22 protein-coding genes and 2 pseudogenes are annotated in these 24,564 nt (G+C 61.0%); 14 read left to right on the top strand and 10 right to left on the bottom strand.

Annotated elements, in window-relative coordinates; translation table 11 throughout:
• Nucleotides 1–191 precede the first annotated feature (191 nt).
• Nucleotides 192–392, top strand: coding sequence for a DUF2905 domain-containing protein (locus PYH37_RS09545; RefSeq protein ID WP_280731177.1), 201 nt, complete (start codon nucleotides 192–194; stop codon nucleotides 390–392).
• A 76-nt stretch (nucleotides 393–468) separates the two neighbouring features.
• Here PYH37_RS09545 and PYH37_RS32210 read toward each other — a convergent pair whose 3' ends face one another.
• Nucleotides 469–693 carry a TOBE domain-containing protein gene (locus PYH37_RS32210; protein ID WP_342394623.1) on the bottom strand — a complete coding sequence of 75 codons (225 nt, stop codon included), beginning with the start codon at nucleotides 691–693 and terminating at the stop codon, nucleotides 469–471.
• On the opposite strand from PYH37_RS32210, the pseudogene PYH37_RS09540 reads away from it, so the two are divergent.
• From PYH37_RS09540 to PYH37_RS09525, 4 genes and pseudogenes are all read left to right on the top strand, one after another.
• Nucleotides 682–1,254 (top strand): annotated as a pseudogene (locus tag PYH37_RS09540) (SDR family oxidoreductase); the annotation flags it as partial. The gene PYH37_RS32210 and the pseudogene PYH37_RS09540 overlap by 12 nt on opposite strands.
• A gap of 134 nt (nucleotides 1,255–1,388) precedes the next feature.
• Complete coding sequence (locus PYH37_RS09535; RefSeq protein ID WP_280731176.1) at nucleotides 1,389–2,780, top strand: cytochrome c; 1,392 nt, start codon at nucleotides 1,389–1,391, stop codon at nucleotides 2,778–2,780.
• A complete protein-coding gene (locus PYH37_RS09530) occupies nucleotides 2,777–3,277 on the top strand; it encodes a (2Fe-2S)-binding protein (protein ID WP_280731175.1) in 501 nt (166 codons plus the stop codon). Before PYH37_RS09535 ends, PYH37_RS09530 begins: the two co-directional genes overlap by 4 nt.
• Complete coding sequence (locus tag PYH37_RS09525; protein WP_280731174.1) at nucleotides 3,277–5,520, top strand: xanthine dehydrogenase family protein molybdopterin-binding subunit; 2,244 nt, start codon at nucleotides 3,277–3,279, stop codon at nucleotides 5,518–5,520. Before PYH37_RS09530 ends, PYH37_RS09525 begins: the two co-directional genes overlap by 1 nt.
• Before the next feature lie 245 nt (nucleotides 5,521–5,765).
• Here PYH37_RS09525 and minE read toward each other — a convergent pair whose 3' ends face one another.
• The 6 genes and pseudogenes from minE to PYH37_RS09490 all read right to left on the bottom strand — a co-directional run bounded on the left by minE (nucleotide 5,766) and on the right by PYH37_RS09490 (nucleotide 10,559).
• Entirely contained in the window at nucleotides 5,766–6,029 is a 264-nt protein-coding gene (gene minE, locus PYH37_RS09520; protein ID WP_280731173.1) for a cell division topological specificity factor MinE, read from the bottom strand.
• Nucleotides 6,026–6,841, bottom strand: a complete 816-nt coding sequence (minD, locus tag PYH37_RS09515) for a septum site-determining protein MinD (RefSeq protein WP_280731172.1) — start codon at nucleotides 6,839–6,841, stop codon at nucleotides 6,026–6,028. The genes minE and minD overlap by 4 nt, the downstream gene beginning before the upstream one ends.
• Before the next feature lie 32 nt (nucleotides 6,842–6,873).
• A complete protein-coding gene (gene minC, locus PYH37_RS09510; RefSeq protein ID WP_280731171.1) occupies nucleotides 6,874–7,626 on the bottom strand; it encodes a septum site-determining protein MinC in 753 nt (250 codons plus the stop codon).
• Nucleotides 7,627–8,143: 517 nt separating this feature from the next.
• Nucleotides 8,144–9,184 (bottom strand): fatty acid desaturase, encoded by a 1,041-nt coding sequence (locus PYH37_RS09505; RefSeq protein ID WP_280731170.1) that lies wholly within the window; start codon nucleotides 9,182–9,184, stop codon nucleotides 8,144–8,146.
• 26 nt (nucleotides 9,185–9,210) lie between these two features.
• Nucleotides 9,211–9,318: pseudogene (locus PYH37_RS09500) on the bottom strand (DUF4167 domain-containing protein); the annotation flags it as partial.
• Nucleotides 9,319–10,286: 968 nt separating this feature from the next.
• Nucleotides 10,287–10,559: a hypothetical protein gene (locus PYH37_RS09490; protein ID WP_280731169.1), complete on the bottom strand. Its 273-nt coding sequence runs from the start codon at nucleotides 10,557–10,559 to the stop codon at nucleotides 10,287–10,289.
• Between the two features lie 374 nt (nucleotides 10,560–10,933).
• Between PYH37_RS09490 and PYH37_RS09485 the strand changes: the two genes are divergently transcribed.
• From PYH37_RS09485 to PYH37_RS09475, 3 genes are all read left to right on the top strand, one after another.
• A complete protein-coding gene (locus PYH37_RS09485; RefSeq protein WP_280731168.1) occupies nucleotides 10,934–11,653 on the top strand; it encodes a response regulator in 720 nt (239 codons plus the stop codon).
• Nucleotides 11,653–13,089, top strand: a complete 1,437-nt coding sequence (locus PYH37_RS09480; protein WP_280731167.1) for a sensor histidine kinase — start codon at nucleotides 11,653–11,655, stop codon at nucleotides 13,087–13,089. The genes PYH37_RS09485 and PYH37_RS09480 overlap by 1 nt, the downstream gene beginning before the upstream one ends.
• 72 nt (nucleotides 13,090–13,161) lie before the next feature.
• Nucleotides 13,162–13,746 (top strand): dioxygenase family protein, encoded by a 585-nt coding sequence (locus tag PYH37_RS09475; RefSeq protein ID WP_280731166.1) that lies wholly within the window; start codon nucleotides 13,162–13,164, stop codon nucleotides 13,744–13,746.
• 123 nt (nucleotides 13,747–13,869) lie between these two features.
• Here PYH37_RS09475 and PYH37_RS09470 read toward each other — a convergent pair whose 3' ends face one another.
• Complete coding sequence (locus tag PYH37_RS09470; protein ID WP_280731165.1) at nucleotides 13,870–14,148, bottom strand: hypothetical protein; 279 nt, start codon at nucleotides 14,146–14,148, stop codon at nucleotides 13,870–13,872.
• A gap of 548 nt (nucleotides 14,149–14,696) precedes the next feature.
• Between PYH37_RS09470 and PYH37_RS09465 the strand changes: the two genes are divergently transcribed.
• From PYH37_RS09465 to PYH37_RS09440, 6 genes are all read left to right on the top strand, one after another.
• The gene (locus PYH37_RS09465; protein ID WP_280731164.1) at nucleotides 14,697–15,095 is read left to right on the top strand and encodes a c-type cytochrome; all 399 of its coding nucleotides are present in this window, start codon (nucleotides 14,697–14,699) and stop codon (nucleotides 15,093–15,095) included.
• 39 nt (nucleotides 15,096–15,134) lie between these two features.
• A complete protein-coding gene (locus PYH37_RS09460) occupies nucleotides 15,135–15,605 on the top strand; it encodes a (2Fe-2S)-binding protein (RefSeq protein WP_280731163.1) in 471 nt (156 codons plus the stop codon).
• A gap of 10 nt (nucleotides 15,606–15,615) precedes the next feature.
• Complete coding sequence (locus tag PYH37_RS09455; RefSeq protein ID WP_280731162.1) at nucleotides 15,616–17,787, top strand: xanthine dehydrogenase family protein molybdopterin-binding subunit; 2,172 nt, start codon at nucleotides 15,616–15,618, stop codon at nucleotides 17,785–17,787.
• 292 nt (nucleotides 17,788–18,079) lie between these two features.
• Entirely contained in the window at nucleotides 18,080–19,390 is a 1,311-nt protein-coding gene (locus tag PYH37_RS09450) for a sensor histidine kinase (protein ID WP_280732462.1), read from the top strand.
• On the top strand, nucleotides 19,387–20,037 hold the full coding sequence (locus PYH37_RS09445; protein WP_280732461.1) for a response regulator: 651 nt from the start codon (nucleotides 19,387–19,389) through the stop codon (nucleotides 20,035–20,037). The genes PYH37_RS09450 and PYH37_RS09445 overlap by 4 nt, the downstream gene beginning before the upstream one ends.
• Nucleotides 20,038–21,640: 1,603 nt before the next feature.
• Nucleotides 21,641–21,988: a DUF3088 domain-containing protein gene (locus tag PYH37_RS09440; protein WP_280731160.1), complete on the top strand. Its 348-nt coding sequence runs from the start codon at nucleotides 21,641–21,643 to the stop codon at nucleotides 21,986–21,988.
• 108 nt (nucleotides 21,989–22,096) lie between these two features.
• Here the strand turns inward: PYH37_RS09440 and PYH37_RS09435 are convergent, their stop codons facing one another.
• Both PYH37_RS09435 and PYH37_RS09430 read right to left on the bottom strand, forming a co-directional pair.
• Nucleotides 22,097–23,140 carry an L-idonate 5-dehydrogenase gene (locus tag PYH37_RS09435; protein ID WP_280731159.1) on the bottom strand — a complete coding sequence of 348 codons (1,044 nt, stop codon included), beginning with the start codon at nucleotides 23,138–23,140 and terminating at the stop codon, nucleotides 22,097–22,099.
• Between the two features lie 14 nt (nucleotides 23,141–23,154).
• Nucleotides 23,155–24,561 carry a TRAP transporter large permease gene (locus PYH37_RS09430; protein ID WP_280731158.1) on the bottom strand — a complete coding sequence of 469 codons (1,407 nt, stop codon included), beginning with the start codon at nucleotides 24,559–24,561 and terminating at the stop codon, nucleotides 23,155–23,157.
• Between the last annotated feature and the right edge of the window lie 3 nt (nucleotides 24,562–24,564).

Here is a 24,564-nt window from a genome sequence, read left to right as displayed (position 1 = left end):
ACCGCGTGCCCGGTTTGTTCCTAAATGGAGGAGCGCGACGATCTCACCGGACATCCGCGTCCGAGAGGGCTGCCTCGACCTCTGAGCCAACTCGATCGCCAGGATGTTAGGGCGCTTCCTGGCACGTTGGACTTCGGGTCGGTACTGTCGTAGATCTATCGTTCCGATTGTGACATGCAGATGGGTGCACCATGTCCCGAATCCTCATCATCATCGGTCTTGTTATCGTTGCGCTCGGTGTTCTCTGGCCATGGCTCTCGCGTTTTGGTATTGGGAGGCTTCCGGGCGACATCCTGATCCAACGCGGGAATTTCACCATTTACCTCCCGATCACTACCGGGCTGCTTTTCAGCATTGCGCTTTCGGTGATCCTCTGGCTGATCAATCGTTAGACGACGACGCGCCGCACGAGTGGCGGGTACGACCCTGTTTCTTAAGTCGGCCATAAACCGGCGCAGAGGCTAGCTCTCATAGACGCCCGACTGTGGCATCGAAGCAGTGCAAACTTTCCGGTGGGGCGACGACCTCGACCTCATCATCCATGGCGATGCGCGAGCGACCGGGGACATGGAAGATCGGGGGCTCACCCTTTAGCAGCGTGCCATGCACGTAGCTTTCGGCGCCGACGAGTTCGACGGCACCGACGCGTATGTTTGCCCTGAAGTGATCCCCGTAGGACCCGGCTCGGTGCATGCGAAGACGTTGGACGTAACGAGCCGCCTGGACGTCGGGGCCTTCGCTCAGGAGGCCCGGTCGCAATTCGGCCGGCTCGACGTGATCGTCAACAATGCGGGCGTCATGCCCCTTTCGCCGCTTGGGGCACTCAAGGTGGAAGAATGGGACCTTATGGTGGACGTGAACATCAAGGGTGTTCTCTACGGCATTGCCGCCGCCTTGCCGATCATGGATCGGCAAGGCTCAGGCCACATCATCAATCTTTCGTCGGTCGGTGGTCATCGTGTCTCACCGACCGCCGCCGTGTATTGCGCCACCAAGTTCGCCGTACGGGCCATCTCGGATGGTCTACGACAGGAAACCGACCGCATCCGCGTGACGATCATCTCCCCGGGCACGACGACATCGGAGCTTGCCGATACGATCAGCGATGCGACGGCTCGTGAGGCAATGAAGGCGTGGCGCGCTATCACAATTTGCCCGGAGGCGGTGGCTAATTCGATCCTCTATGCGGTGAGCCAGCCGGCAGACGTCGACGTCAGCGAGATCGTCGTTCGGCCGACCGCCAGCCCCCATTGAGTAACGCAGCCCGGCCCAAGCGACGAATGCCGGCAAATCGGCTGGTGTTGGGGAAGTGATCTCCCCGACGTCAGCCGCATCCTGGAACAGATCGGCGGGCTGTGGCGTTTTGTGCGATTCGGCGGAGATCTGCGGTGTGGGCATTGAGGGCGGCGATCGTTTCCGTAGCGGCTGTATTCTTGGCTGTGATCGTTTTCCTGCTTTTCGCGTGGCGTTCTGAAATCCCAAGGGATGCCTCGGCGGCGGAGGCGGATTTCGCTCCCGAGCTCATCGCAAAGGGGGCGCAACTGGCTGCGCTCGGCAATTGCATTGCCTGCCACACCGTTCCCGGCAAACCGGCGTTTTCCGGCGGCCTTGCCGTGCCGACGCCCTTCGGCACGATTCACTCCACCAATATTACCCCCGATCGGGAGACGGGCATTGGCGGCTGGAGTGAAGCCGCCTTCGAGCGCGCCATGCGCGAGGGCGTCAATCGGCAAGGCAAGCACCTCTACCCGGCCTTTCCCTACGACCACTTCACGCATGTGACGGCAGAGGACAATCGGGCCCTCTACGCCTTTCTCATGACCCGTGCGGCAGTGAAGGCCGAAGCCCCGAAGAACGACCTCCCATTCGCTCTTCAGTTCCGCCCGATTCTTGCCGCCTGGAAACTGCTATCCCTTGAAAGCGGCGAGTTCGAACCGGATACCGGCCAAAGCGAGGCATGGAACCGCGGGCGCTATCTTACCGAGGGTCTCGGCCACTGCGGCGCTTGCCATACACCGCGCAACGCGTTCGGCGCCGAGGATCGCGATCGGCATTTTGGCGGCGGCGAGGCGGAAGGCTGGCAAGCTTACGCGATCAACGGCAATTCCAAGGCACCCATTCCATGGAACGAAGAAAGCATCGCCTTCTACCTCCGCAACGGCTGGCATGAATTCCACGGCGTCTCGCGCGGACCAATGGCAGAGGTGACGGGCAATCTCTCGCGGATTCCGGACAGCGATGTCGTGGCGATCTCCACTTACGTCGCTTCCATCATGGGGGATCCCACGCCCGAACGCGCCGAAAGAGCGAAAGGATTGATTGAACAGTTCGAAGGGGATCGCCTTGAGCAGGCGGCCGACAGTCAGAGTTCTCTCATTAGCGCGTCCGGTGGTCATCCCGGCGAGGCGATTTACCTTGCTGCCTGCGCAAGTTGCCATGAAGGCCGGCGGCGGCAGCCCTTCGGCGGCCTGAATTTCGCCCTCAGCACGGCCGTCAATGCACCCAACCCGCAAAACATCGTCAACGTCGTCTTGTTCGGCCTGCCGCCGGCAGACGGCGAGGCAAGCGCGGTCATGCCGGCCTTCCAGCATTTATTGAATGATCAGCAGATGGCCGATCTGCTCGCCTATATGCGCGAACGGTTTTCCGAGGAGGCGCCATGGAGTGGGCTCGCGGAACTCACCGCAGATACCCGCTCCGGTGAGTACAAGGTCACAATCCGACCATCGGACGGCATAGAAAGGGCGCCGCACAATGTCGGCGCCGAGGAGGAGTTATGACGACATCGCTGACGGTCAACGGCAGCCCGCATCAGATCGACGCCGACCCGGCGACACCGCTGCTCTACGTCCTGCGCGATGACTTGGCCTTGAACGGCGCCAAATACGGCTGCGGGCTCGGGCAGTGCGGCTCCTGCACCGTGGTGGTGGACGGCGAGGCGGTGCTTTCCTGCATGGTGCCGATCATGCTCATGGAAGCGCGCGAAATCACGACGGTCGAAGGATTGGGCACGCTTGAGGAGCCCGGGCCATTGCAGCAGGCATTCATCGAATTGCAGGCAGCGCAGTGCGGCTACTGCATCCCTGGCATGATGATGAGTGCTCATGCCCTCTTACGCCGGAACGCGCAGCCTAGCGACGAGGAAATCCGCGACGCGCTAGCGACCAATCTCTGTCGTTGCGGAACCCACATGCGGATCCTGGCAGCGACCCGCCGGGCAGGCGAATTGATGCAGGCCGCCTCCTTGCCCGGTTCCGATAAAGGGAGGACAGGCTGATGAGCATCCTTCAAGGAGAGATCAGCCGTCGCAGCGTCATCGCCGGCACCGGCGCGCTCGTTGTCAGTTTTTCGCTCGCCCGCGCATTTGCCCAGGAGCCCCCGCCGGCGACACCGCCGACGCCGCCCGGGTCCTTGCCAGGCAGCCTTGATGACGACCGTTTCCTCGATTCCTGGATTCGGATCGATGCTGATAATTCGGTTACCGTCTTCACCGGCAAGGCGGAGCTTGGCCAGGGCGTCCGCACTGCGCTCCTGCAAGTTGCCGCCGAGGAGCTGGAGCTAGCCCCCGCGGACATCCAGCTTGTGACAGCAGATACCGGACGCTCGCCTGACGAGGGATTCACGGCCGGCAGCCAGTCGATGCAAAACAGCGGCACGGCCATCAGGAACGCCGCAGCACAGGTGCGCGCGCTACTCCTGGCAGAAGCCGCGAAGCGCTTCGGCGTGGCCGCAACGGAGCTTAAAGCCGAGAATAGATCTGTGCTAGCGAGCGACGGGAGAAGCCTGACCTACGGAGAGCTAGTTTCCGGACAGATGCTGCACGTGGAGGCGCAGCCGCAGTCGGCCTTGAAGCAGCCCGGCACATTCCGGGTCATGGGCAAGTCGCTGCCTCGCATCGATATTCCAGCGAAGGTGACCGGCGCTGCCGCCTATGTGCACGATCTGCGCTTGGATGGCATGCTGCATGCGCGTGTCGTTCTTCCCCCGAGCCCAGCGGCGGAACTGACAGAACTCGAAACAGGCCCGACTGAAGCAATGCCGGGGATCGTGTCGGTCGTCCGCGACGGCAATTTTCTCGCTGTCGTCGCCGAGAAGGAGTTCCAGGCGGTCAACGCCATGCGGGCGCTCGCTGCGGCCGCGAGATGGCAGGAAAAGGAGACGCTTCCCGACCAAACCGATCTGCCGGCGGAACTGCAAAGACTGGAGCGCAAGGTGGGTACAGTTGCCGAGGCGGGCGTCCTCTCGTCCAATGGCCAGATCTTCGAGGCAACCTATACGCGGCCCTATCAGATTCATGGCTCGATCGGCCCGTCCTGCGCCGTCGCCCAGATGAAACCGAATGGGATATTGGACGTGTGGTCCCATACGCAGGGCGTCTTTCCCGACCGCGCCGCGATCGCCGAGATGCTGGCCATGCCAGAAGACAGGGTTCGCGTCGTCCACATGGAAGGGTCCGGATGTTACGGACATAACGGCGCCGACGACGCCGCGGCAGATGCCGCGCTCATTGCTACCAAGCTTCCCGGCAGACCGGTCCGGGTCCAGTGGATGCGGGAGCAGGAACACAGTTGGGAACCTTACGGGCCTGCGATGCTCATGAAAGTGCGCGCAACACTCGACGATCAAGGCAAGATCGCTAGCTGGGCCTACGACCTGTGGAGCAACACCCACTCAACCCGACCCGGCGGGGCCGGCGCGCTGCTAGCAGCGCGGCACAAAGCGCAGCCGTTTCAGCCGAAGCCGGCCAAGCTCAACATCAGCCCATCCGGCAATGGTGACCGGAATGCCAATCCGCTCTACACGATCCCGAACAGGCGCGTGCTTTGGCATTTCCTGCCGGACATGCCGGTACGCGTATCCGCGCTGCGGGCGCTGGGCGCCTATGCCAATGTCTTTGCAATCGAAAGCACGATCGATGAATTGGCTTTAATGGCCAAAGTCGATCCCGTCGAATTCCGGCTGCGCCACATGGAGGATCCGCGTGCGCGTGCCGTTATAGAGCTGACTGCCGAGCGCTTCGGCTGGAACAACTCCCAAATGCCCAGGAACAGTGGGCGTGGGTTCGGCTTTGCTCGCTATAAGAACCTCGCCGCCTATCTTGCCGTTGCGGTGGAGGCGGCAGTCGAACCGGAAACCGGGCGCGTTCGCGTGGTGCGCGCCGTGTCTGCAATCGACAGCGGCGAGATCATCAATCCGGACGGCATCCGCAACCAGACGGAAGGAGGCATCCTGCAATCGATCAGCTGGACGCTCTACGAGGCCGTGGCATTCGACAGGACGAGGATCACCAGCACCGACTGGTCGAGTTACCCGATCCTACGTTTCGCCAGCGTCCCCGACCGTGTCGACGTGCATATCGTCGAGCGCCCCGGCGAACCGTTCCTCGGCACCGGCGAGGCGGCCCAGGGACCGGCGGCCGCAGCGGTCGCTAATGCGATCAGAAATGCCATCGGCACACGCCTCTATGATTTACCGTTTACGAGAGAGCGAATACGGGCCGCCGTCACAAGCTCCTATTGACGGAGCGAACCCGCAGGAACGGGACGTAGGTTCCCCACTGCCCACATAAGGCAGCCCTTGGGGGCTCCGGGATAAGTGTGACGCCAAGCCCGAGCAGCGCTTTCTTGGACGGAGCGTGTGGCAACGCCTCGCACAACCTCTACGGTTGACCACTCTCTCATCGCTTCCGTGGCTCCGCTTCCCATCAGGAAGTATGGAGCCACTTGAGGGAGCGCTTTCCGATGAACAGCGACGGGCGGCTGTGGTTAAGCCGCCCGCACGCCAGCGGTTAGCGGGATCTCGATGTCGATTTCCAGTGTCGAGACCTGTTCGCCGCGGTCCATCTTGACGCTGACTCTGTCGCCCTCGACCTGCACGTGCTTGGCAAGAACGGCGAGGATCTCCTCTCTCAGAAGCGCCACTAGGTCCGAATGACCGACCGAGGATCGCTCATGAGCGAGCAGCACCTGCAGGCGCTCGCGTGCCGTCGGTGCCGAAGTCTGCTTGTTGAAGAAACGGAATATGCTCATGCTGCCCTCCGTCCGAATATCTTGCCGAATAGGCCGCGCTTTTCGCCCGGGATAACGATCGGCACAGTTTCGCCGGCGAGCCGGCGTGCGGCGTCGAGATAGGCGAGCGCCGGTGCACTGCGGCTGTCGGCGAGGGTGACCGGCGCGCCGATATTGGAAGCACGCAAGACGTCCATGCTCTCGGGAATGATGCCGAGCAGCGGGATCGACAGAATTTCGAGGACGTCGTCGACCTTCAGCATGTCGCCCCGCTCAGCGCGGTTTGCATCGTAGCGGGTCAGAAGCAGATGCTTCTCCACCCTTTCTCCGCGCTCCGCCCGTTCCGTCTTGGAGTCCAGGAGCCCGATGATGCGATCCGAATCACGAACCGACGAGACTTCGGGATTGGTCACGATCACTGCCATGTCGGCGTGGCGCATCGCGAGCGTCGCACCCCGCTCGATTCCGGCCGGGCTGTCGCAGATGATCCAGTCGAAGTGCCTCTTCAGGTCGGCCATCACCCGCTCGACGCCCTCCGCCGTCAGGCTGTCCTTGTCCCGGGTCTGCGATGCCGGCAGCAGATAGAGCGTTTCCAGCCGCTTGTCGCGGATCAGCGCCTGCGGCAGCTTGGCGTCGCCCTGAATGACGTTTACGAGGTCATAGACGACCCTGCGCTCGGCACCCATGACAAGGTCGAGATTGCGCAGGCCGACGTCGAAATCCACGACGACCGTCTTCTCGTTTCGCTGCGCCAACGCCGCACCGAGCGCGGCGGTCGACGTAGTCTTGCCGACGCCGCCCTTACCCGATGTGACCACGATTACTTTCGCCATCTTGCCCTCCTGTCTGCTGGCCGACAGCCGGCTCAGTTAAGTTTCTCTGCCATGATCGCATCGCCTTCGAGCCAGAGCTGGACAGCTTGTCCGCGAAGGTTGGGTGCCATATCGTCAGCCGTCTTGTAGACGCCGTCGATTGCCAGAAGCTCCGCTTCCAGCTTGCGGCAAAAGATGCGCGCCGAGGCGTTGCCGACGGAGCCCGCCAGCGCCCGTCCGCGCAGCGTCCCGTAGATATGGACTGAACCGCCCGCGATGACTTCCGCGCCCGATGCGACCGATCCGATGACCGTGACGTCGCCTTCCGGAAAGATCACTGACTGTCCAGACCGTACCGGCTCCTTGATGACGATCGACGACGTTGCCCTCACCGGCTGCGGTTCCGGATGCGCGACGGGTGCGGCGGATCCGTCATTGTCGGCCTTCGGCGCGTCGGCAGCCGGCTCGGCCGACGGCACTTCGAAATCGGGAGCGGGCCGCCCGCCCTTCATGGCCGGCGGCATGCCCGCTTCAAGCAGCGATGGACGCGCTCCCTCTATGCCCATGATCCGCACGTTCCGATTACCAAGCTCGGCAATCAGGTCTTTCAACTGCGGCCGGTTGATCTCGAGATCCGCGACGTCGAGGACCACGGGGCGTCCCAAGAAAAAGCCTGCCGAACGCGCGGCCAGGTCGTCGAGCCGGCCGAGCCAGCCATCAAGAGGCAGCTCCGGCGAAAGCACGAGCGCCAGGAACGAGCGGCCCTTTATGCGGATTGAACGAGTGTCAGTTAGCACTTTGGTCATCTACGTTAATTTTTCGTTGCTAAGATTTACGTGAACGATGGTTAACAAATGGTTAACCTCCGTACCCTGCATCAGGCTGAAGGATCCGAGATCGCCGATTTTCGGTGGTGAAGGTCACGGCGAGCGTAGTGGCGAGCTGGAGCATTGCCATAGCGAGAGTCGCTGTTTACGGGCGACGGGTGAGTCGGGATTGTGCCGACGTCCATGGGACGACAGATCTTGAATCCGCCGTAGCTCTTGATTATATTTATTTTACTCCGCCGCGGTGACCTTCGCGGAGCTGCAAAGTTCGCTCCGTGCTTAAGTGACGCGGATGAGTCTAAACAATCCCAAGAGCCTCTCGCCGAGGCTCTTTTGCTTTGTGCCCTGATACTTCTCTACAGCGCCGTCCGTCTTTCAGACGCAGAAAGCTCGCTGGCCGATGCTACTGCATGATTCCTTAAATCGGAATCGATTTAAGGAATCAAAGTGCTACAGCGACTTTGCGCGTCTAATTGGACGCGCGGCGCTGTAGAAATCACGATAGCGCCCCTGCCCGTTTCGCCGCACGGAAGGAAACGAGCCGCCGGTTTTCCTCGTCCCAAAGCACAAGCTTCACGCAGCGGAGGCTGTCCATCAGCGAAATGCGGCCGAAATCGCTCAGTTCCGGATGATCCTTGAGGACTTCCGTTAGGCGGTAATAGGGTATCCTGCTCGATAGATGGTGCACGTGATGAATTCCGATGTTGCCGGTTATCCATCTCAAAACGGGCGGCAGATCGTAATGGGATGCGCCGTGGAGCGCAGCCTGCGGAAACCGCCATTCCGGCGGTCTCGACCAGTGCGTCTCCTCGAATTGGTGCTGAATGTAAAAGAGCCAAACGCCGGCTGCAGCGGCCATCAGAACGATCGGCAGGTGAACGAGTAGAAAGGGGACCACGCCGACTGCCCACATCAAGAGCGCCGCCGTGACTGCAACTGCGGCATTGGTCGCCATGGTCGAAACCCACGGCAGGGCTCCGGAGCGCATCATACCGAAGGGCAATCGATGCTTGAAGAGGAACAGCCACGCCGGCCCGAGCCCGAACATGACGAGAGGGTGCCGGTAAAGGCGATAGCAGAGCCGTCCCCAACCGGACAGCGCCCGGTATTCGCCGATCGTCAGCGTGGTGATGTCGCCAACACCCCTCTCGTCCAGATTGCCAGCCGAGGCGTGATGCTCCGCATGCCCTCGCTTCCAGCAATCGTAAGGGGTCAAAGTCAGAACGCCGATCAGCCGGCCGGTCCAGTCGTCCATACGCCGATGCGCAAAGAAGGAGCCGTGACCGCAATCGTGCTGAATCATGAACAACCGAAGCAGAAACGCGGCCGCGGCAATGTTCAGGATGAGGCCGAACCAGAAGCCATAATGAGCCGCGACCAATGAGCAGGTCCAGAGAATGGCGAACGGAATGGCCGTCACGGCAAGTTCGAACGCACTGCGCCGGAGGTGAGGCTTGCGGTATTTCGCGGTGATCTTGAGCCAGTGTTTTTCGTCGGAGACGGAGGATGCTTGTTCGAAAGTCGTCGCAGCGGTCATCGGTGGGGCGTTTCCTGCAGGCGGGCGGCGGCCGCGGCTGTGCGGAAATAATGCTCCGCATGCTGGTAGTAGTTTTCAGCTTCGACCCGATCGCCGGATAGCGCCTTTTCGTCGGCGAGCGCCATATAACGTTCGTAGCATTGCTTCAGGTCGCGGGGTGTGGCTGTTTGACGAGAGTGGCGTTTGGCACTTCTCTTCGACCGTATGGTGGACTGTTGTTTGTTAATGATCTTCTTCAAGCCGTCTATGCAGCCTGCTCCTTCGGGTGATGGGGAACGATGAACCGTCGCTCCAGTCGATCTCGTCGGCGCGATCCTGCACGACTCCTCGCGGAAAACCCCACGGTCGCGGGGGCTATCGAGAGATTCGCTGATCTCGGTTCGGTGATTGGTGGAGCGTCCGCGCCAAATGGTTTCAGTTCAAATTGGTCTTGCATCTGGTCCTGTCGCCGCCAGGCAGAGCTTGGACGCGATTGCTTGAGGAGATCGTTCGAAGGATGTGCCGCTATGGAACTCGCGACCCTTGATTGCGCAACCAACGACTTGCTTTAGGGGCGACCACGCAGGTTATCCTCCTGTAGAATACCAATGTGGCGGCTTCAAGTCTTAAGTATTGGCAGAACGTGTGTACCTGTTCGGCGCCGCTAAATTTCCGTCAGCCGCGCGGTTCGCCTCCCGTCGCGTAAACAGTCTTTCGCTTGAAGGGAAAGACACTGCCGCAACGGCAACGGATCATGTGCTTCGTCGGATCGGCCGAGGGGCGATCTGTCGAGAAGCCTTGCGGCATCCGGTCAACTTTGAACCCTGCATTCTTGCGCTGAGGGTCGTCATCCTCTGATGCGTCGGCGAAGGCGGAAGCTCCGCACTTCGAGCATTCGAGCTTCCTAGAATAGCGATCACGCGCGCCCATTTTCATTCGACTTCCGTTCCAGGATACCCGCCCCGACCTACAGGATGCAAAGAACCTCTTCAAGGCGTCAAAGACATCGGAAGCGTGTTATCGTCCGTGCCCGCGGCGGCTGTGGCTTGCGGCTCGCAGATGCCAGCCAGTCAAATCGGACCTCAAAGGCACGCGGGCGCCGAAGCGCCCGCGACCGTTTGCATCAGCGACGGCTGATACCCTTGTAGTATTCGCCTTCACCGCCCTTGGCGACCACGGGGGCCGGTTCGGCACTATGCGGAAAGCCGTAGGTGGCGGCATTCGCGCGAATGGCCCCGGTCACCCCACGATCAGTCTTCTGCGTGGGTGAAGAAGGCTCCCGCTTGGCGCTGATGTCGACGCCTTCGTAGTAGTCGCCGCCAGCGAAAGCGGTACCGACACTCGCAAGTGTGACGAACGAAACAACGGCGGGAACGATGTAGTGTTTGGTGGTCATGGAATTCTCCTTTGTCCGTTTTCCCGTTGCGCCCCGATCTGGGAGAGATCGGGCGCGACGGCGACGAAGTCCAACTGGTGCGGGGAACCGCACGACTTAGGACAGGGGAGAACCTAAGCGTGACTTGTCGCACGGTTATGCGACCCGATGGGCCGTTCGTGCCAAAGTGTATCAGCGCGAGAGTAACGTCTTTTAAGAATGGCACACTGCGGGCCGCAGTTTTCATGGTGTTGCGACGCAATATCGACGTGCCTAGGATGCTGTCGCCCACTCCGGAGTTTCGCAATTGACACTCTTTGATACATTTTTTCGAGTGCGGACGCCGGCCGACGGCGATATGTGTTTCTAAGGACAACTTCCGCCCGGACGATAAGATGCAATCTACACCTCATATCGCTGTTGTGGACGATCATCGCGACATTCGCGACCTGGTCGGGAAGTATCTCACGCAACAGGGCTATCGCGTTTCCGTCGCCGAAAGCGGCGAAGCGCTTCGGCGTCTCTTGGAAAAGGGCGCACCTGACCTTGTCGTGCTCGACATCATGATGCCCGGCGAGGATGGCCTCACCGTCTGTCGGCAGTTGCGCACGACGACGGACCTGCCGGTCATTTTTCTGACGGCGATGGCGGACGGAACGGATCGGATAGTCGGATTGGAACTCGGCGCCGATGATTATGTGACAAAGCCGTTCAATCCGCGCGAACTCCTGGCGAGGATCAGGGCAGTGCTCAGGCGCGTCAACAGCCTTCCGCCGCAGCGCGGCGGCATAAGGGCCAAGATGATCCGCTTCGACACATGGGAACTCGACACCGGCCGGCGAGAACTGCTTGGACACGACGGCGTCAGCGTGGCGCTGAGCACGGCTGAGTTCCGTCTCCTCAAGGCATTCCTCGATCACCCCGGCCTGGTGCTCAGCCGCGACCAGCTTCTTGACCTGACCGCCGGGCGAGCCGCCGAGAGCTTCGATCGTAGCATCGACAATCAGGTCAGCCGCTTGCGCAAGAAGATCGAGAGCGACCCGAAGAACCCATCTTTGATCAAGACGCATTGGGGCGGAGGGTACAGCTTCGTGGCAGAGGTAGAAGCTTACTGATGCGATGGTGGAGAAAGAGCCTTGCGGCTCAATTCATCTGTTTTCTGCTGGCGGCGCTCATCGTGTCGCAGGTGATCGGATTTCTGATCTCCTGGGACGAGCGAGACAAGGCCTTGCGGGCTGCATCGAAAGGCGAATTTTTCAGCCGAACGGCCTCGCTTGCGACATTGCTTGAGTCGATCCCGGCAGGCTTTCACACCGATGTTTTGCGCGCGAGCGGAACGACTTACACGCGGTTCTGGATGTCAGAGGAAGACCCCGTCGATGCGATCGCCTGGCGCAGGCGGGCAATCGCACAAATGGACGAACCCCTACCCAATCTGCTGCCTGCCTATCGCCAGCCCGAACTGACCTCCGCAGTGCCGCACAAGACGCCGTCGGCCACGAATTTTCATCTATTCGACAAGGCGATCGCGTCCGAAGGCTGGACGCGGCTTTCCTCCGATGTGTGGACGATTCCCCGTTTCGCCAAGTATCTGCCGCTTGGCGATTCCCACGGAATGGGCCTTGCGGTTCAGCTTAGCGACGGACGATGGCTAAACTCCGTCTATCGCAAGAACATGCCCAATGCGCTCTGGAACACGCAGTCGCTCGTTTCGCTCGGCATCACCGCGGCAACGCTCGCATTGATCGGCGTGATCGTCGCCACGCGCATCGCCCGACCGATGCGCCGCCTGGCGGGCGCTGCGGAAGCTCTCGGCAGGGGCCAATCGATCGCGCCGCTGCCGGAGACCGGCCCGGACGATATCCGCCGGACGGCCGAAGCGTTCAACCGGATGCAGGCCCGTCTTACCCGCTTCGTCGAGGACAGGACGCGCATGCTTGCCGCAATCAGCCATGACCTTCGCACACCGCTTACCTCACTGCGTCTGCGTGCCGAATTCGTCTCCGACACGGACGCCCAGCAGCGGATGCTGGCGACGATCGATGAAATACAGACTATGACCGAGGCGGCGCTCGCCTTCGCTCGCGAGGAAGCGATAACCGAGGCGACGAGAACGGTCGACCTGACCGCCCTGATCGAAAGCCTCTGCGACGATCTCGCCGAACTCGGGCAGAAAGTTACCTTTCTCGATAGCCCCAAGATCACCTATCGCTGCCGTCCGGATGGGCTGCGGCGCGCCGCCCGCAACCTGATCGAAAACGCCGTCCGTTACGGTACCGAGGCGCGGGTGAAGGTCGCCGAAACGCCCTCCTCCGTCCAGATTGTCGTGGAGGATAGAGGCCCGGGCATCGCCGAGAAGGATTTCGAGCGCGTTTTCGCGCCCTTCTTCCGGTTGGAATCGTCGCGCAATCGGGAAACGGGCGGTGTCGGTTTGGGTCTGTCGATCGCACGGGCGACCGTGCGTCATCACGGCGGCGATATCACCCTGTCGCGGCTGGAAAGAGGTCTGCGCGCAACGATTACGCTGCCCACGTCCGACCGAGGCGCCTGAGCGTTTTGTGGGTCTTGATCATTGTGCAAACGGAGCCGACAGTAAGCCAGATAATCCTTGAAGGAGGCCGCCATGCTGCCAACCCGGCGAACCCTGCTTACCGCGTTCCTCGCGATACCGGCACTGCCAATTTCCACGCTCCAGCCGGCTTTGGCACAGGCGCCGGCACTGCCACGGACACCTGCCTGCGGTGATGACGACGACCTGACACTCGCGCGGACCGCCGGCCCTTTCTACAAACCGAGTGCGCCCTTGCGACATGAACTCTTTGCCGATTCTCCGGGAGGCGAGCGCATTACCCTCGCCGGTTTCGTGCTCAGCGAAGATTGCCAGCCGATCAGCAAAAGCCTCGTAGAGATATGGCATGCGGACGAGAACGGCGACTATGATTTAGAAGGCTTCAGGTTACGCGCCCACCAGTTCACCGATGATGCTGGCCGCTGGTGGTTCAGCACCATCGTTCCCGCGCTTTATCCCGGGCGGACCCGTCACTATCACCTTAGGGTGCGACGCCCGGGAGGCCCGGTGCTGACGACGCAGCTCTTCTTTCCGAACGAGCCGCGCAACGACGGGGACTATCTTTATTCCGAGAGCCTGCTGCTCGACATCAGCAACACCGCCGACGGCAAGTTCGGCCGCTTCGATTTCGTCGTCTGAAGCACACGGGATGGTGCCGCGGAGATGATACGCGGGCCTGGCTAACGCCGCAGCGAGGGCATGGCCTTTGTGCGGCACCCGACAGGGACTGCCAAGGAATCTCAGGCGCCGATCGGCGCGCCTTCAGCCGGAGCCCTCGATCGGCAATTGCGCGCTGTCGACCGTGGACGAATCCAGTTTCACGCAGAGCATCGGCTTTCGCACGTCTGTCGATCCGACCGGCGTAACCCGGGCGGCATAAGCCCTTTCGCTGAGACCGGACTCCGGCACAACCAGCGCGACGCCGAACGCCGAGGCTGTGCTCAGAACTATTCCTGCAATCAAGTTCGCGCCCGGGCGCGCAACGGCTTCCCGGCGGTCCCGAAGATAGGCAGGTTCCCCATCGGTAAATCTATGTTTCATGTCCGTCGATCCTATGTCCATCGAGCAACAGTCGTTGCGTTAGTGATCGATCTCCCGCTCTGAGGAGACCAATGTGCTTTGGGGCGGCATGGCGGGCCGCATAGCTATAGGGATGCGCGCTGTCGCCGGTTCGGCGTTTCTCCACCGCATCGGCACCGGCCCTTGCTTCCTATCTGCGGAGCTTAAATTTGATCTGTCGCAATATTATCCCAGGGGGAAGGCTAGTTTGTATCTAGATGTATCAACCTCTTCCCGGGAGAAACTCGTCCAAACATCCAGAACCATGTAACGATCCGGCCTTGCGTCGAATTCGATTGGTCGGTGTACTTTACTACCAAGGTTTTATTGAAGCTGTTTCGAAGGGGACTCACGCCAGTCTGGACCAAAGCCAAGGACTTGGCGGCTCGCGGCTGAGATATTTGGTTACAACTCGGCAATTCGGCCGGCACATCTCTGCGACAAACGGCATCTATCCTTCAGATCTCGAAGCATCTGCAGCGGATGGCGCTAGCGCATCCTTGCGGGCGCCAGAGAAACGAGGATTGCCTATGAAAAACACGCACCTAACTTCCGCCTTCGTCCTTTCCGTCCTGCTCTGTCCCGGCGTGAGCCGGGCACAGGAGCCTGCAGCTCCCGAAGGAGAGAGGCTTTTCCGCACCCGCTGCGCCTCCTGTCATAGCTTGAACATGGGCGAAAACCGCATGGGTCCGCATCTTTCCGGCCTCGTTGGGCGCACGGCAGGCAGTGTCGAAGGCGCTCGCTATTCAAAGGCGCTCGGCGCATCGGGCTTCGTCTGGGACGAAGAACGGCTTGCGGCCTACCTGAACAATCCCCGCCAGGTGGTGCCGGGCACGACGATGAGCGTCAGTATTCGCGACGAGACGCAGCGCTCGGCGATCATTTCGTATCTGCGAAGCTTTTCGACCGACGGCGAGGCGGTCCGATAGGCGGGTTTACCCACTCCCTTAACCGATAAGGAACATGTCATGGCTCGATTGACCATCAATGGTGAGACACGGGATATCGACGTGGATCCCGAAACACCACTCCTCTGGGTGCTGCGTGAGCAGGCGGGCCTCACCGGCACGAAGTTCGGGTGCGGAATAGCCCAATGCGGCGCCTGTACCGTACATATCGACGGCGTGGCGACGCGCTCCTGCGCAATGCCGGTAAGCGCGATAGAGGCCAACCAACAGATCGTCACGATCGAGGGACTATCCGAAGATGGCTCCCACCCGGTCCAGCAAGCATGGCTGGCGCTCGATGTCCCGCAATGCGGATACTGCCAGGCCGGCATGATCATGGCAGCGGCAGCCCTCCTCAACGGCACACCGCAACCAACCGACGAGGATATCAACGCCGAGATCACCAATATCTGTCGCTGCGGCACTTACAATCGCGTTCGCGCCGCCATCAAGCTTGCCGCCGAAAATGTCGGCGCATCTCAGAAAGGATGAGGATCAGACCATGACCGTCGCAACCTTGTCACGCCGCAAATTCCTGATTGGCACCGCCGCAGCGGCCGGCGGATTCTCGCTCGGTTTTCATGTCCCCTTGGCGGCACGAGCCGAGAAGGCGCAGGAAATCTTGCCTGAGGTGAACGCCTGGGTCCTCATTCATCCGGACGACACGGTCGTCATTCGGATTGCTCGTTCGGAGATGGGACAGGGAACGCTCACCGGACTGGCTCAGCTCGTCGCCGAAGAGCTCGAATGCGACTGGTCGAAGGTTACCACCGAATACCCGACACCTGGAGAAAGCCTGAGGCGAAGCCGCATCTGGGGCAATTTCTCCACCGGCGGCAGCCGCGGCATCCGGGAGTCGCACGAATATGTGCGCCAAGGCGGCGCGGCCGCGCGGGAAATGCTGATTGCCGCGGCGGCGAGCTTGTGGAAGGTTCCCGCGTCGGAGTGTTCGGTTGCAAAGAGCGTCATTACCCACCCTGCCTCGGGACGCAGCGTCACCTATGGCGCGGTAGCCTCGCTTGCCGCGCAAATGCCGCCACCGACCAACGTGAGGCTGAAGGATCCGAAAGACTGGACGATCGCCGGGAAGCCGCTCCCGAGACTCGACACGCGTGACAAGCTCACCGGAAAGCAGATCTATGGCGTCGATCTGAAGCTACCGGGCATGCTGAACGCCTCGATCAAGGCGTGCCCGATCTTTGGCGGCAAAGTAGCCAGCTTCGATGCAGCCGCCGTTTCGGGCATGCCGGGCGTGCGCAAAGTCATCCAGGTAGACGAAACGGCAGTTGCGGTGGTTGCCGACACCTGGTGGCAGGCCCACTCGGCCCTCAATTCGCTGCCGATCGTCTGGGACGAGGGCCCGAATAAAGAAGTCACGAGCGCCTCGATTGCCGCAATGCTGGTCGAAGGCCTCGACGCCGAGGAGGCCGTCGTCGGTAACGCCATTGGCGACGCACGCGCGGCAGTTGCCGGAGCTGCCAAGGTCGTCTCGGCCACCTATTCCTTCCCCTACCAGGCCCATGCCACGATGGAGCCGATGAACGCGACGGCGCGATATACGCCGGACAAGTGCGAGGTGTGGGTGCCGACGCAAAACGGCGAAGGCAGTCTCAGCATCGCGGCGGAGGCTTCAGGACTGCCGATCGAACAATGCGAGGTCTACAAGCTGCATCTCGGCGGCGGCTTCGGCAGGCGCGGCTGGCATCAGGAATATGTCCGCCAAGCGGTAACGCTCGCCAAGCAATTTCCGGGTTCGCCGGTGAAGCTTATCTGGTCGCGCGAAGAGGACATGCTCCATGGCGCCTACCACCCGACAACGCAATGTCGGTTCAGGGCGGCGCTTGATGCGGATGGTAACGTGACGGCCTTCCATATGCGCATCAGCGGCCAATCCATTCTTTGGCCGCTGCGCGCCGAGGTACGCGAAAGCGGACGCGACCCCGCCGTTTTCCAGGGCTTGAACGATGGCGGAGCGGAAGGCGCCTTCGGCTACACCATCCCGAACCTCCTCATCGATCATGCTATGCGAAATCCCCCGGTTCCTCCCGGTTTCTGGCGTGGGGTCAATCTCAATCAGAACGCCCTTTACGTCGAGTGCTTCATCGACGAGCTGGCACATGAAGCCGGGATCGACCCGCTTCATTTTCGGCGGAAACTGCTCGCCGACCACCCCAAGCATCTTGCGGTTCTCGATGCCGTCGCCGAGCGGATCGGCTGGGAAAGGCCGCCTCGCCATGGCGTCCATCGTGGTCTGGCGCAGATCATGGGGTTCGGCAGCTACGTCGCCGCTGCCGCGGAAGTCTCCGTCACGGATGGGCAGTTGAAGATCCACCGCATCGTCGCGGCGACCGATTCCGGCCACATCGTCAATCCCGCCCAAGCCGAGCGCCAGGTCGAGGGGTCCTTCGTTTACGGCCTTTCAGCCTGTCTCTATGGAGAGTGCACGATCAACGGCGGCCGTGTCGAGCAGGAGAATTTCGACACCTATGAGGTCATGCGCATGGATCAGATGCCGGCGGTCGAGACGGTCCTCGTTCCGTCCGGCGGTTTCTGGGGCGGGGTCGGCGAGCCGACGATCGCCGTCGCCGGGCCGGCGGTCCTGAATGCCGTCTTTGCCGCGACCGGCAAGCGCATCCGGCAATTACCGCTCAAAAACAATAGCCTGGGTGTCTGATAAAGGGCCTGGATCGCCCAGCCGGCAACCACGGCAAGCATTGCCAGAGCGGATCGCGGTGAAATGCTGCATCGCGGTCCGCGGAGATGGCGAGCGAAGCCCTGGACGCCAATAAGTTGACGTATTCAAGAGGCGCCATATCTATCAGTTTCAATGAAAAATTGAGCCGGCAGAGCTGAGGCTGATCGAGAACGTGCCCGTGTCGCGGTTTCAAAAGCTTCTTGACCGATGGAATTCCTCCTCGCTCGCAACGCAGTTCCTGCTTGCCGGCAGCGTTGTCTCGATGATCGCTATGCTTCTCGTGGGTGCGGTCGTCACGAGCCTGATCGAGGCTGCATTCACGCGCAATTCGGCCACGACCTCGGCACTATACGTCGACAGCGTGATTGCCCCGATCCTCCCGGACATGAGAACCAATGAAGTGCTGGACGGCGCTGTTATGCGTGCACTGGATGAAACTCTTGGGCAGGGAGCACTCGGCAGCCGCCTGGCATCCTTTCGACTGTGGCGCCGAGACGGTACCATCCTTTATTCCGAGCAAAAGGATCTGATCGGCAAGCAATTCGAACCCAGTGAAGATCTGCGGGCCGCTTTTCAAGGGCAACTCGTAGCTGAATACGGTCCCGTGGATGACGTCGAGAGCGAAGCCGAGCGCGCGAGCGGATTGCCCCTGCTGGAAATATATAACCCCATACGTCAGCCATGGTCTGGCGAAGTTGTTGCCGTTTCGGAATTCTACGAAATTGCGCCCGATTTCCAACGCAGCCTCAGCAGCGCACGCCTGCTGAGCTGGTTGGCCGTGGCTTGCGTCACGCTCGGCTTCTTTCTCGTGCTATCGCTCGTTGTCTTTCGCGGCAGCCGCATTATCGACGAGCAGCGCCACACCTTGAAGGAGCGGGTCGGCGAACTCTCGGAATTGCTCGCGCAGAATAAATCACTGAATGCGCGCGTTCAAAGAGCCTCTCAGCGCGTTGCGGCGCTCAACGAAGGTTATCTGCGGCGTATCGGGGCTGATCTGCATGATGGACCGGCGCAGTTGGTGGCACTTGCCGCCCTGAGGCTCGACAGTCGGGCTCTCTCCGAGTCTTCGGCCCCCGCACAGGAGCGCGCGTCAGAAATAACAGCCATCAAGGTGACGCTCGAGGAGGCACTTCGCGAGCTTCGGAGCATATGCAGCGGTCTCGTACTGCCTTATATCGAAGCGGCCGCACTCGGCGATATTTTGCGATTGGCCGTCAAAGCGCATGAACAACGCACGAATTGCGAGGTGGGGCTGTCCGTTTTGAACCCTGCGTTGCCGCTCTCCCCCTCGGCCAAGATCTGTATTTACCGGTTTATTCAGGAGGCATTGAACAATGGCTATCGTCATGCAGGCGGGTTCGGGCAACGGGTCAGTCAGGCCGTCGAGGAGCGCCATGTGATTGTCGAAGTAAGCGACGAAGGCCAGGGCTTCGATCTCAACGCAGTCGGGCCGGAGAGGCTGGGTCTGGCGGGGTTGCGCGAGCGGGTGGAAAGCCTCGGCGGTAGTTTCATGATACGGTCTTCTGCAACTGGAACGCTCGTGAGAATGTCGTTGAGCATCGACGAATTGGAGCAGACCTGATGGGAACTATTCGAGTCGCCGTGATCGATGACCATCCGCTGTTTAGAGAGGGAGTGACGCGAAGTCTCGCGGAGACCGACGGTTTTGCGATCGTCGGACAAGGCAGCACCAAAGACGACGCCCTCAGGATAGCTGAAGACCAGCTACCCGATATCGTTCTTCTTGATCTATCGATGCCGGGTGGAGGCTTGAACGCGATTACCCCGATTCTTGAGCGGTTCCCTTCTCAAAAGATCGTCGTGTTGACCGTATCGGAAGCAAGCGAGGACGTTGCGAAAGCCTTGAACAGCGGGGCGAAAGGCTATGTTCTGAAAGGTGTCGGGTCCAGGGCCCTGTCGGAAATCCTGACACTCGTCGCATCCGGAGAAAGCTACGTTTCGCCCACCTTGTCGGCCCGACTGCTGTCGGGTCTCTCCGTAGTCTCCGGCCGCCCGAAAGATCAAAATCCAATTGCTTCTCTGACGAGCCGGGAACAGGAGGTGCTGAGGCTGGTAGCATCGGGGCTGAGTAACAAGCGGGTCGCCCTGGTGCTCGACCTGCACGAAAAGACGATCAAGCATCATCTCACCCGCATTTTCGCAAAGCTCAAGGTCAGCAACCGTACGGAAGCTGCCATGGTGTTGCGAGATGCGGGCGAGGTTCGATGAAAGCGGAGGTGGCTGAGTTCGAAGCACGCCGTGCGTCTTTTCAGACGCACAAAGATCGCGGCAGCACCTTCAATTGCTGCATGGTTTTAACGTCAAATCGGTCCCGATTTGAGGAACGATGCAGGTAGCTGCCCCGCGTCACCGACCGAGCATGCCACGGAGCCGCGCGCTATCCGATGACGTTGCCCCGCGACTGATGATGATGCGCCCACGGGCATCCGTCATCTCATATCGGCCGTTAATGAGCTTTTCCGTCATCCCATTGGAATGCCGCACGACGATTGACCCGCCGCTGCTCGTCGCCTGTCCCGTGACTTGATTCGCGTTTGCGCCAGTATTGCCGCGAGCACCGCTATTGCCCGCGCCGCCCGCCTTGCCGCTACTCCCCTTGCCGCTACTCCCCTTGCCACTCCCCCCCTTGCCACTGCCCCCTTTGCTGCCTCCGCCCTTTCCTCCACTGCGTCCCTGCGCGAGCGCATGAACAGGGAACGTGGTCGATATTAGGCTAGACGACGCTGCAATAAGTCCGACAACGAACGTTCTTCGCAAAAGCATAGACTTTCTCATCTGGCGACACCCAAGGCCCGCTGAGGGTGGGTCGAATGAAGCCTATTTACACCCATTCGTGCGGCACCACGACGACTCTCCGCTAGGTTTCCGCGGAAGCGTCGAAACGATCCACGGCCGGCTCATGAGCCAAGAGTGCCCGCCGGAGCGACCGCCGGCGGGCTCGACCCCGCGCAGGAAGGGACAGCGGCTGCGCGAAAGTCTGGGAAAAAACAACGCGATGCACAATGATGTTCCGGAGCTCATCCCTCGCTGGGACCTTTGCTCTCGTCGATAAGACCAACGACTGGCTTACCTCAAGACGTTGAACCTATGCTTGGTCGGACCAAAGTCCAAGACCGGAAACCTGCGCCCGGAAGGACACCTTGCACAGATGCTGGGCGAAGCGAGTGCCGCCTCTGGTCGGGGGCACTAGTAAAGTCGCCAAGCTATGGCGCGTTCTTCTCGCCAGCTGCGACCGTGATGCTATCGGGGGGAAAGACACGCGTTTGCTGGCTGGAGCCGCTGAGCATGTTTCCGACCAGAAGATAAAGGCACAGTCCTGCCATCAAAGTCAGAATGATCGTCACCGGTAAACCACTGCGAGCCTCGCGCTCCGGGTAGCGATTTTTCCTGTATCGCATGCGCGCCTCCATCCAAGATCCGTCGGGAGAAGCATACGAGGCAAATTCCCCACAGCATGCTTGAGCCGCCGAGGTCCGGTATTCTCCGTTGCTGCCGTGTCCGCGCGTAACTGCTTGGACGCGCGGAAGTCGGCTCTGTCATGATAAGGAAGAATGCAATGCAGTGTTCGTTCCCCAGGAAGCGCGGCGATCGGACCTTTGCCCTGGCCTATTGGGACGAATGGCCGAGGAGAGCTGGACGAAAGTCCGGGTTTTGGACCGATGCGGATCCGGATCATGTGCGGGGTGACGACCCCGCCGCCTTCCTGCCCACAGAAGCCGAACGCGTGCGCAAATTAGCAAATGTGGAGGCCTGACTCTCGCTGCTGAATCAGCTACTGCCATTCAGTAACCACGATCGTAGATGTGACCATATGAACCGCGACAAGCTCTTTCTCCTGCGCCCGGATTTCCAAGATCCCGCTTTCCCTGGCCGGCGCTTTTACTGCTGGCACTGTGCCCTGATGGAGGGAGTGCTGGTCTCCTTCCCCGAGCTGGCGCGGAGGCTTGATGTAGAGCGTATCGAGTGGCCCCGCCCAAGGCAGGCAGTTATCGCGCTCGTCGGAGAGCAAAACCAATCTCTGCCACTCCTGGTGCTCTCGGATGGTCAGACATCGGCGCACCAGTCAGGTGTTTTTAGGGGCCGCGCCTACGTTTCGGACAAGGACAAGATCCTTGCGGCGCTCTCCGAGCGCCACGGCTTTCCTGAAGCCCACCCCTGATCATCAAGCCGCGCGAACTGTGCTTGGGATAGCTGTGCCTGCTCTTTGATCTGGGCACGCGCGCAAACACCCGGTTCGATCTGCCATCTACACGGGATGCAAGCTCCTTCAGGGCAGAAATGTCAGCTGTACCTTGCAGGCTGCCGAACGGTCGCCGGCCTGCTCAAAGGCCATAACTGCCTGATCGACCGGAAACTCATGGGAAATGATCGGCCGAACGTCGATCCGGCGACGAGTTATGAGCTCAACGGCAACAGCGAATTCGCCGTCGAAGCGCTGCGATCCGATCAGCCGCAATTCCTTGCCGACCAGGGCGTTCAGCGGAAGCCTGATGTCGCCCGTCACTCCAACCTGCACGATCAGACCGCGCGGCCTTACGGTGGCGATCGCGGTGCGTAGCGCTGGTTCGGCGGCGGAGCATTCGAAGGCGACGTCGAACTGACCCTTGTCGATTTCGTAAGCGGCAAGCCCCGCCGGATCGCGGCCGACATTGACGGCCTGCGTGGCGCCCAAAGCCAATGCCCGTTCAAGCGCCGCGTCGGCAAGGTCTGTCACCACGATCGCTGCCGCTCCGGCATGACGCGCGGCTGCGACGACGAGCGCGCCGATCGGCCCTGCTCCGGTAACAAGCACATTTTTGCCGGTGAGATCGCCGGACTGCGCGACCGCATGAAGGCAGACGGCCAGCGGTTCGGCGCAGGCGGCCTCGCCGGCGCTGACGAGCGTGCCCGCCGGGAAACACTGGATGGCGGGAACCACCAGCCAGTCGCGGAACATGCCCTGCGCGTGGGGAAGGCGCATGGCGCTGCCCATGAACTGCATGTTCAGGCAATGAATGGCCAGGCCTTCGCGGCAAAAGCGGCAGCTGCCACAGGGTTGGCTTGGATTGACTGCCACCAGGTCACCGACCGCAAGTCCGGAAACATTGGCACCGAGGGCCGCGACGTGCCCGGAAGCCTCATGCCCCGGAATGATGGGCTCGCGTACCCGGACGGGACCGAAGCCGCCGTCCTGGTAATAGTGAAGATCGGAACCGCAGATGCCTCCGGCAGCCATCTTCAGCAGGACCTCGCCGTCGCCGGGCTCACCGACGTCCGCGACTTCTAATTTGAGGTCGCGTTGGCCGTAGAGCCGCGCGAGACGCGTTTGCATGGCTGGTCTCCCTATCAGCGGATCAATCCGACCGCGGTCGGGAGCCACAGCGTAATGGCCGGAACGAAGGTAATCAGGATGAGTGCGACGAACAACGGCACGAGCCAGGGCAGGATCGCCATGGTGGTGCGCTCGACAGAGAGCTTGGCCACGCGCGACAGCACGAAGAGCACCATGCCGAGCGGTGGGTGAAGCAGGCCGATCATCAGGTTGAGCGTCATGATCAAGCCGAAATGCACCGGGTCGATGTCGAATTGAGCCACCAGCGGCAGAAGGATCGGAACCAGGATCGTGATAGCGGCGATCGTATCGAGAAAGCATCCTACGAACAGCATCAGCAGATTGACCAGGATCAGGAAGACCCATTTGTTTTCGGTGATCGTCAGAATCGCGCCGGAGAGCATCTGGGCTGCCTGACTGACCGTCAGCAGCCAGGCGAAGATGGACGCGGCCGTGACGATGAACAGCACCGAGGCCGTCGTCTCGATCGTGTCAAAGGTCGCTCGGGCGAGCGTCGACAACGTCATCGTCCGGTAGCGCACCAAACCGAGAAATAGCGACCAGAGCACGGCGGCCACCGCCGCCTCGGTCGGCGTGAACCATCCCATCGTCATGCCCCCGATCAGGATGATCGGGGTCATCAGCGCCATGACGGCGGAAAAGTCGAAATACCAGTCAAGAGCAAGAAGCGCGACGAGAGCGATGCCCACGGCGACGTTCAGCGACAGGCCCGCCGACATCAGGAGAAAGATGAGAAGCGGCACGGAGAAGACGACAACGATCTCGACCGAGGCCGACAGCAGACGCTTCATCTCGAAAGGCGTATCCGAACCCCAGCCTCGCCGATAGGCAAAGATGGCGACCGTCAGCATCATCAAAACGGTCATTACGACGCCCGGCACGATGCCGGCCATGAACAGCGCACCGATCGAGACATTTGCCATCATGCCGTAGATTACGAAAGGCAGCGATGGCGGAAATATCGGACCGAGCGTCGCCGATGCGGCGGTCACGCCGACGGCGGCCTCCAGCGGATAGCCGTGATCCTTCATCGCTTTGATTTCGATAGTGCCGATGCCGGCGGCGTCGGCAAGCGCCGTGCCCGACATGCCGGAAAAAATCACCGAACCGATGATGTTGACCTGTGCCAGCCCGCCCTTCATCCAGCCGACAAGCGCGACAGCGAAAGAATAGATGCGCCCGGTCACGCCGGCGGAGTTCATCAGGTTGCCGGCAAGAATGAAGAAGGGCACCGCAAGCAAGGGGAAGCTCTCGACGCCGGCGATCATCCGCTGCGCCGCGATGATGTCGGGCGCGACATTGTAGAAGACCAGATAAAGCACCGATGCCACAGCCATGGAGATGGCAACGGGCACCCCGACCAGCATCAAGAGAAGAAACGAACCGACGAGCAGGAGCATGGA

The sequence above is a fragment of the Sinorhizobium numidicum genome (genome assembly GCF_029892045.1).
GTDB classification, from domain to species: Bacteria; Pseudomonadota; Alphaproteobacteria; order Rhizobiales; family Rhizobiaceae; genus Sinorhizobium; species Sinorhizobium numidicum.
Note: the sequence above shows the minus strand (reverse complement) of the source record. Positions and strands in the feature narration are given on the sequence as shown.

Excerpts from the sequence above, each read along its gene's own strand:
- minD (WP_280731172.1), bottom strand. The coding sequence starts at position 6,841 with ATGGCGAAAGTAATCGTGGTCACATCGGGTAAGGGCGGCGTCGGCAAG.
- PYH37_RS09440 (WP_280731160.1), top strand. The coding sequence starts at position 21,641 with ATGAACCGCGACAAGCTCTTTCTCCTGCGCCCGGATTTCCAAGATCCC.
- PYH37_RS09545 (WP_280731177.1), top strand. The coding sequence starts at position 192 with ATGTCCCGAATCCTCATCATCATCGGTCTTGTTATCGTTGCGCTCGGT.
- minC (WP_280731171.1), bottom strand. The coding sequence starts at position 7,626 with ATGACCAAAGTGCTAACTGACACTCGTTCAATCCGCATAAAGGGCCGC.
- PYH37_RS09450 (WP_280732462.1), top strand. The coding sequence starts at position 18,080 with ATGCTTCTCGTGGGTGCGGTCGTCACGAGCCTGATCGAGGCTGCATTC.
- PYH37_RS09475 (WP_280731166.1), top strand. The coding sequence starts at position 13,162 with ATGCTGCCAACCCGGCGAACCCTGCTTACCGCGTTCCTCGCGATACCG.
- PYH37_RS09505 (WP_280731170.1), bottom strand. The coding sequence starts at position 9,184 with ATGACCGCTGCGACGACTTTCGAACAAGCATCCTCCGTCTCCGACGAA.
- PYH37_RS09490 (WP_280731169.1), bottom strand. The coding sequence starts at position 10,559 with ATGACCACCAAACACTACATCGTTCCCGCCGTTGTTTCGTTCGTCACA.
- PYH37_RS09530 (WP_280731175.1), top strand. The coding sequence starts at position 2,777 with ATGACGACATCGCTGACGGTCAACGGCAGCCCGCATCAGATCGACGCC.
- PYH37_RS09460 (WP_280731163.1), top strand. The coding sequence starts at position 15,135 with ATGGCTCGATTGACCATCAATGGTGAGACACGGGATATCGACGTGGAT.
- PYH37_RS32210 (WP_342394623.1), bottom strand. The coding sequence starts at position 693 with ATGCACCGAGCCGGGTCCTACGGGGATCACTTCAGGGCAAACATACGC.
- PYH37_RS09435 (WP_280731159.1), bottom strand. The coding sequence starts at position 23,140 with ATGCAAACGCGTCTCGCGCGGCTCTACGGCCAACGCGACCTCAAATTA.
- PYH37_RS09480 (WP_280731167.1), top strand. The coding sequence starts at position 11,653 with ATGCGATGGTGGAGAAAGAGCCTTGCGGCTCAATTCATCTGTTTTCTG.
- PYH37_RS09470 (WP_280731165.1), bottom strand. The coding sequence starts at position 14,148 with ATGAAACATAGATTTACCGATGGGGAACCTGCCTATCTTCGGGACCGC.
- PYH37_RS09485 (WP_280731168.1), top strand. The coding sequence starts at position 10,934 with ATGCAATCTACACCTCATATCGCTGTTGTGGACGATCATCGCGACATT.
- minE (WP_280731173.1), bottom strand. The coding sequence starts at position 6,029 with ATGAGCATATTCCGTTTCTTCAACAAGCAGACTTCGGCACCGACGGCA.
- PYH37_RS09465 (WP_280731164.1), top strand. The coding sequence starts at position 14,697 with ATGAAAAACACGCACCTAACTTCCGCCTTCGTCCTTTCCGTCCTGCTC.
- PYH37_RS09525 (WP_280731174.1), top strand. The coding sequence starts at position 3,277 with ATGAGCATCCTTCAAGGAGAGATCAGCCGTCGCAGCGTCATCGCCGGC.
- PYH37_RS09430 (WP_280731158.1), bottom strand. The coding sequence starts at position 24,561 with ATGCTCCTGCTCGTCGGTTCGTTTCTTCTCTTGATGCTGGTCGGGGTG.
- PYH37_RS09455 (WP_280731162.1), top strand. The coding sequence starts at position 15,616 with ATGACCGTCGCAACCTTGTCACGCCGCAAATTCCTGATTGGCACCGCC.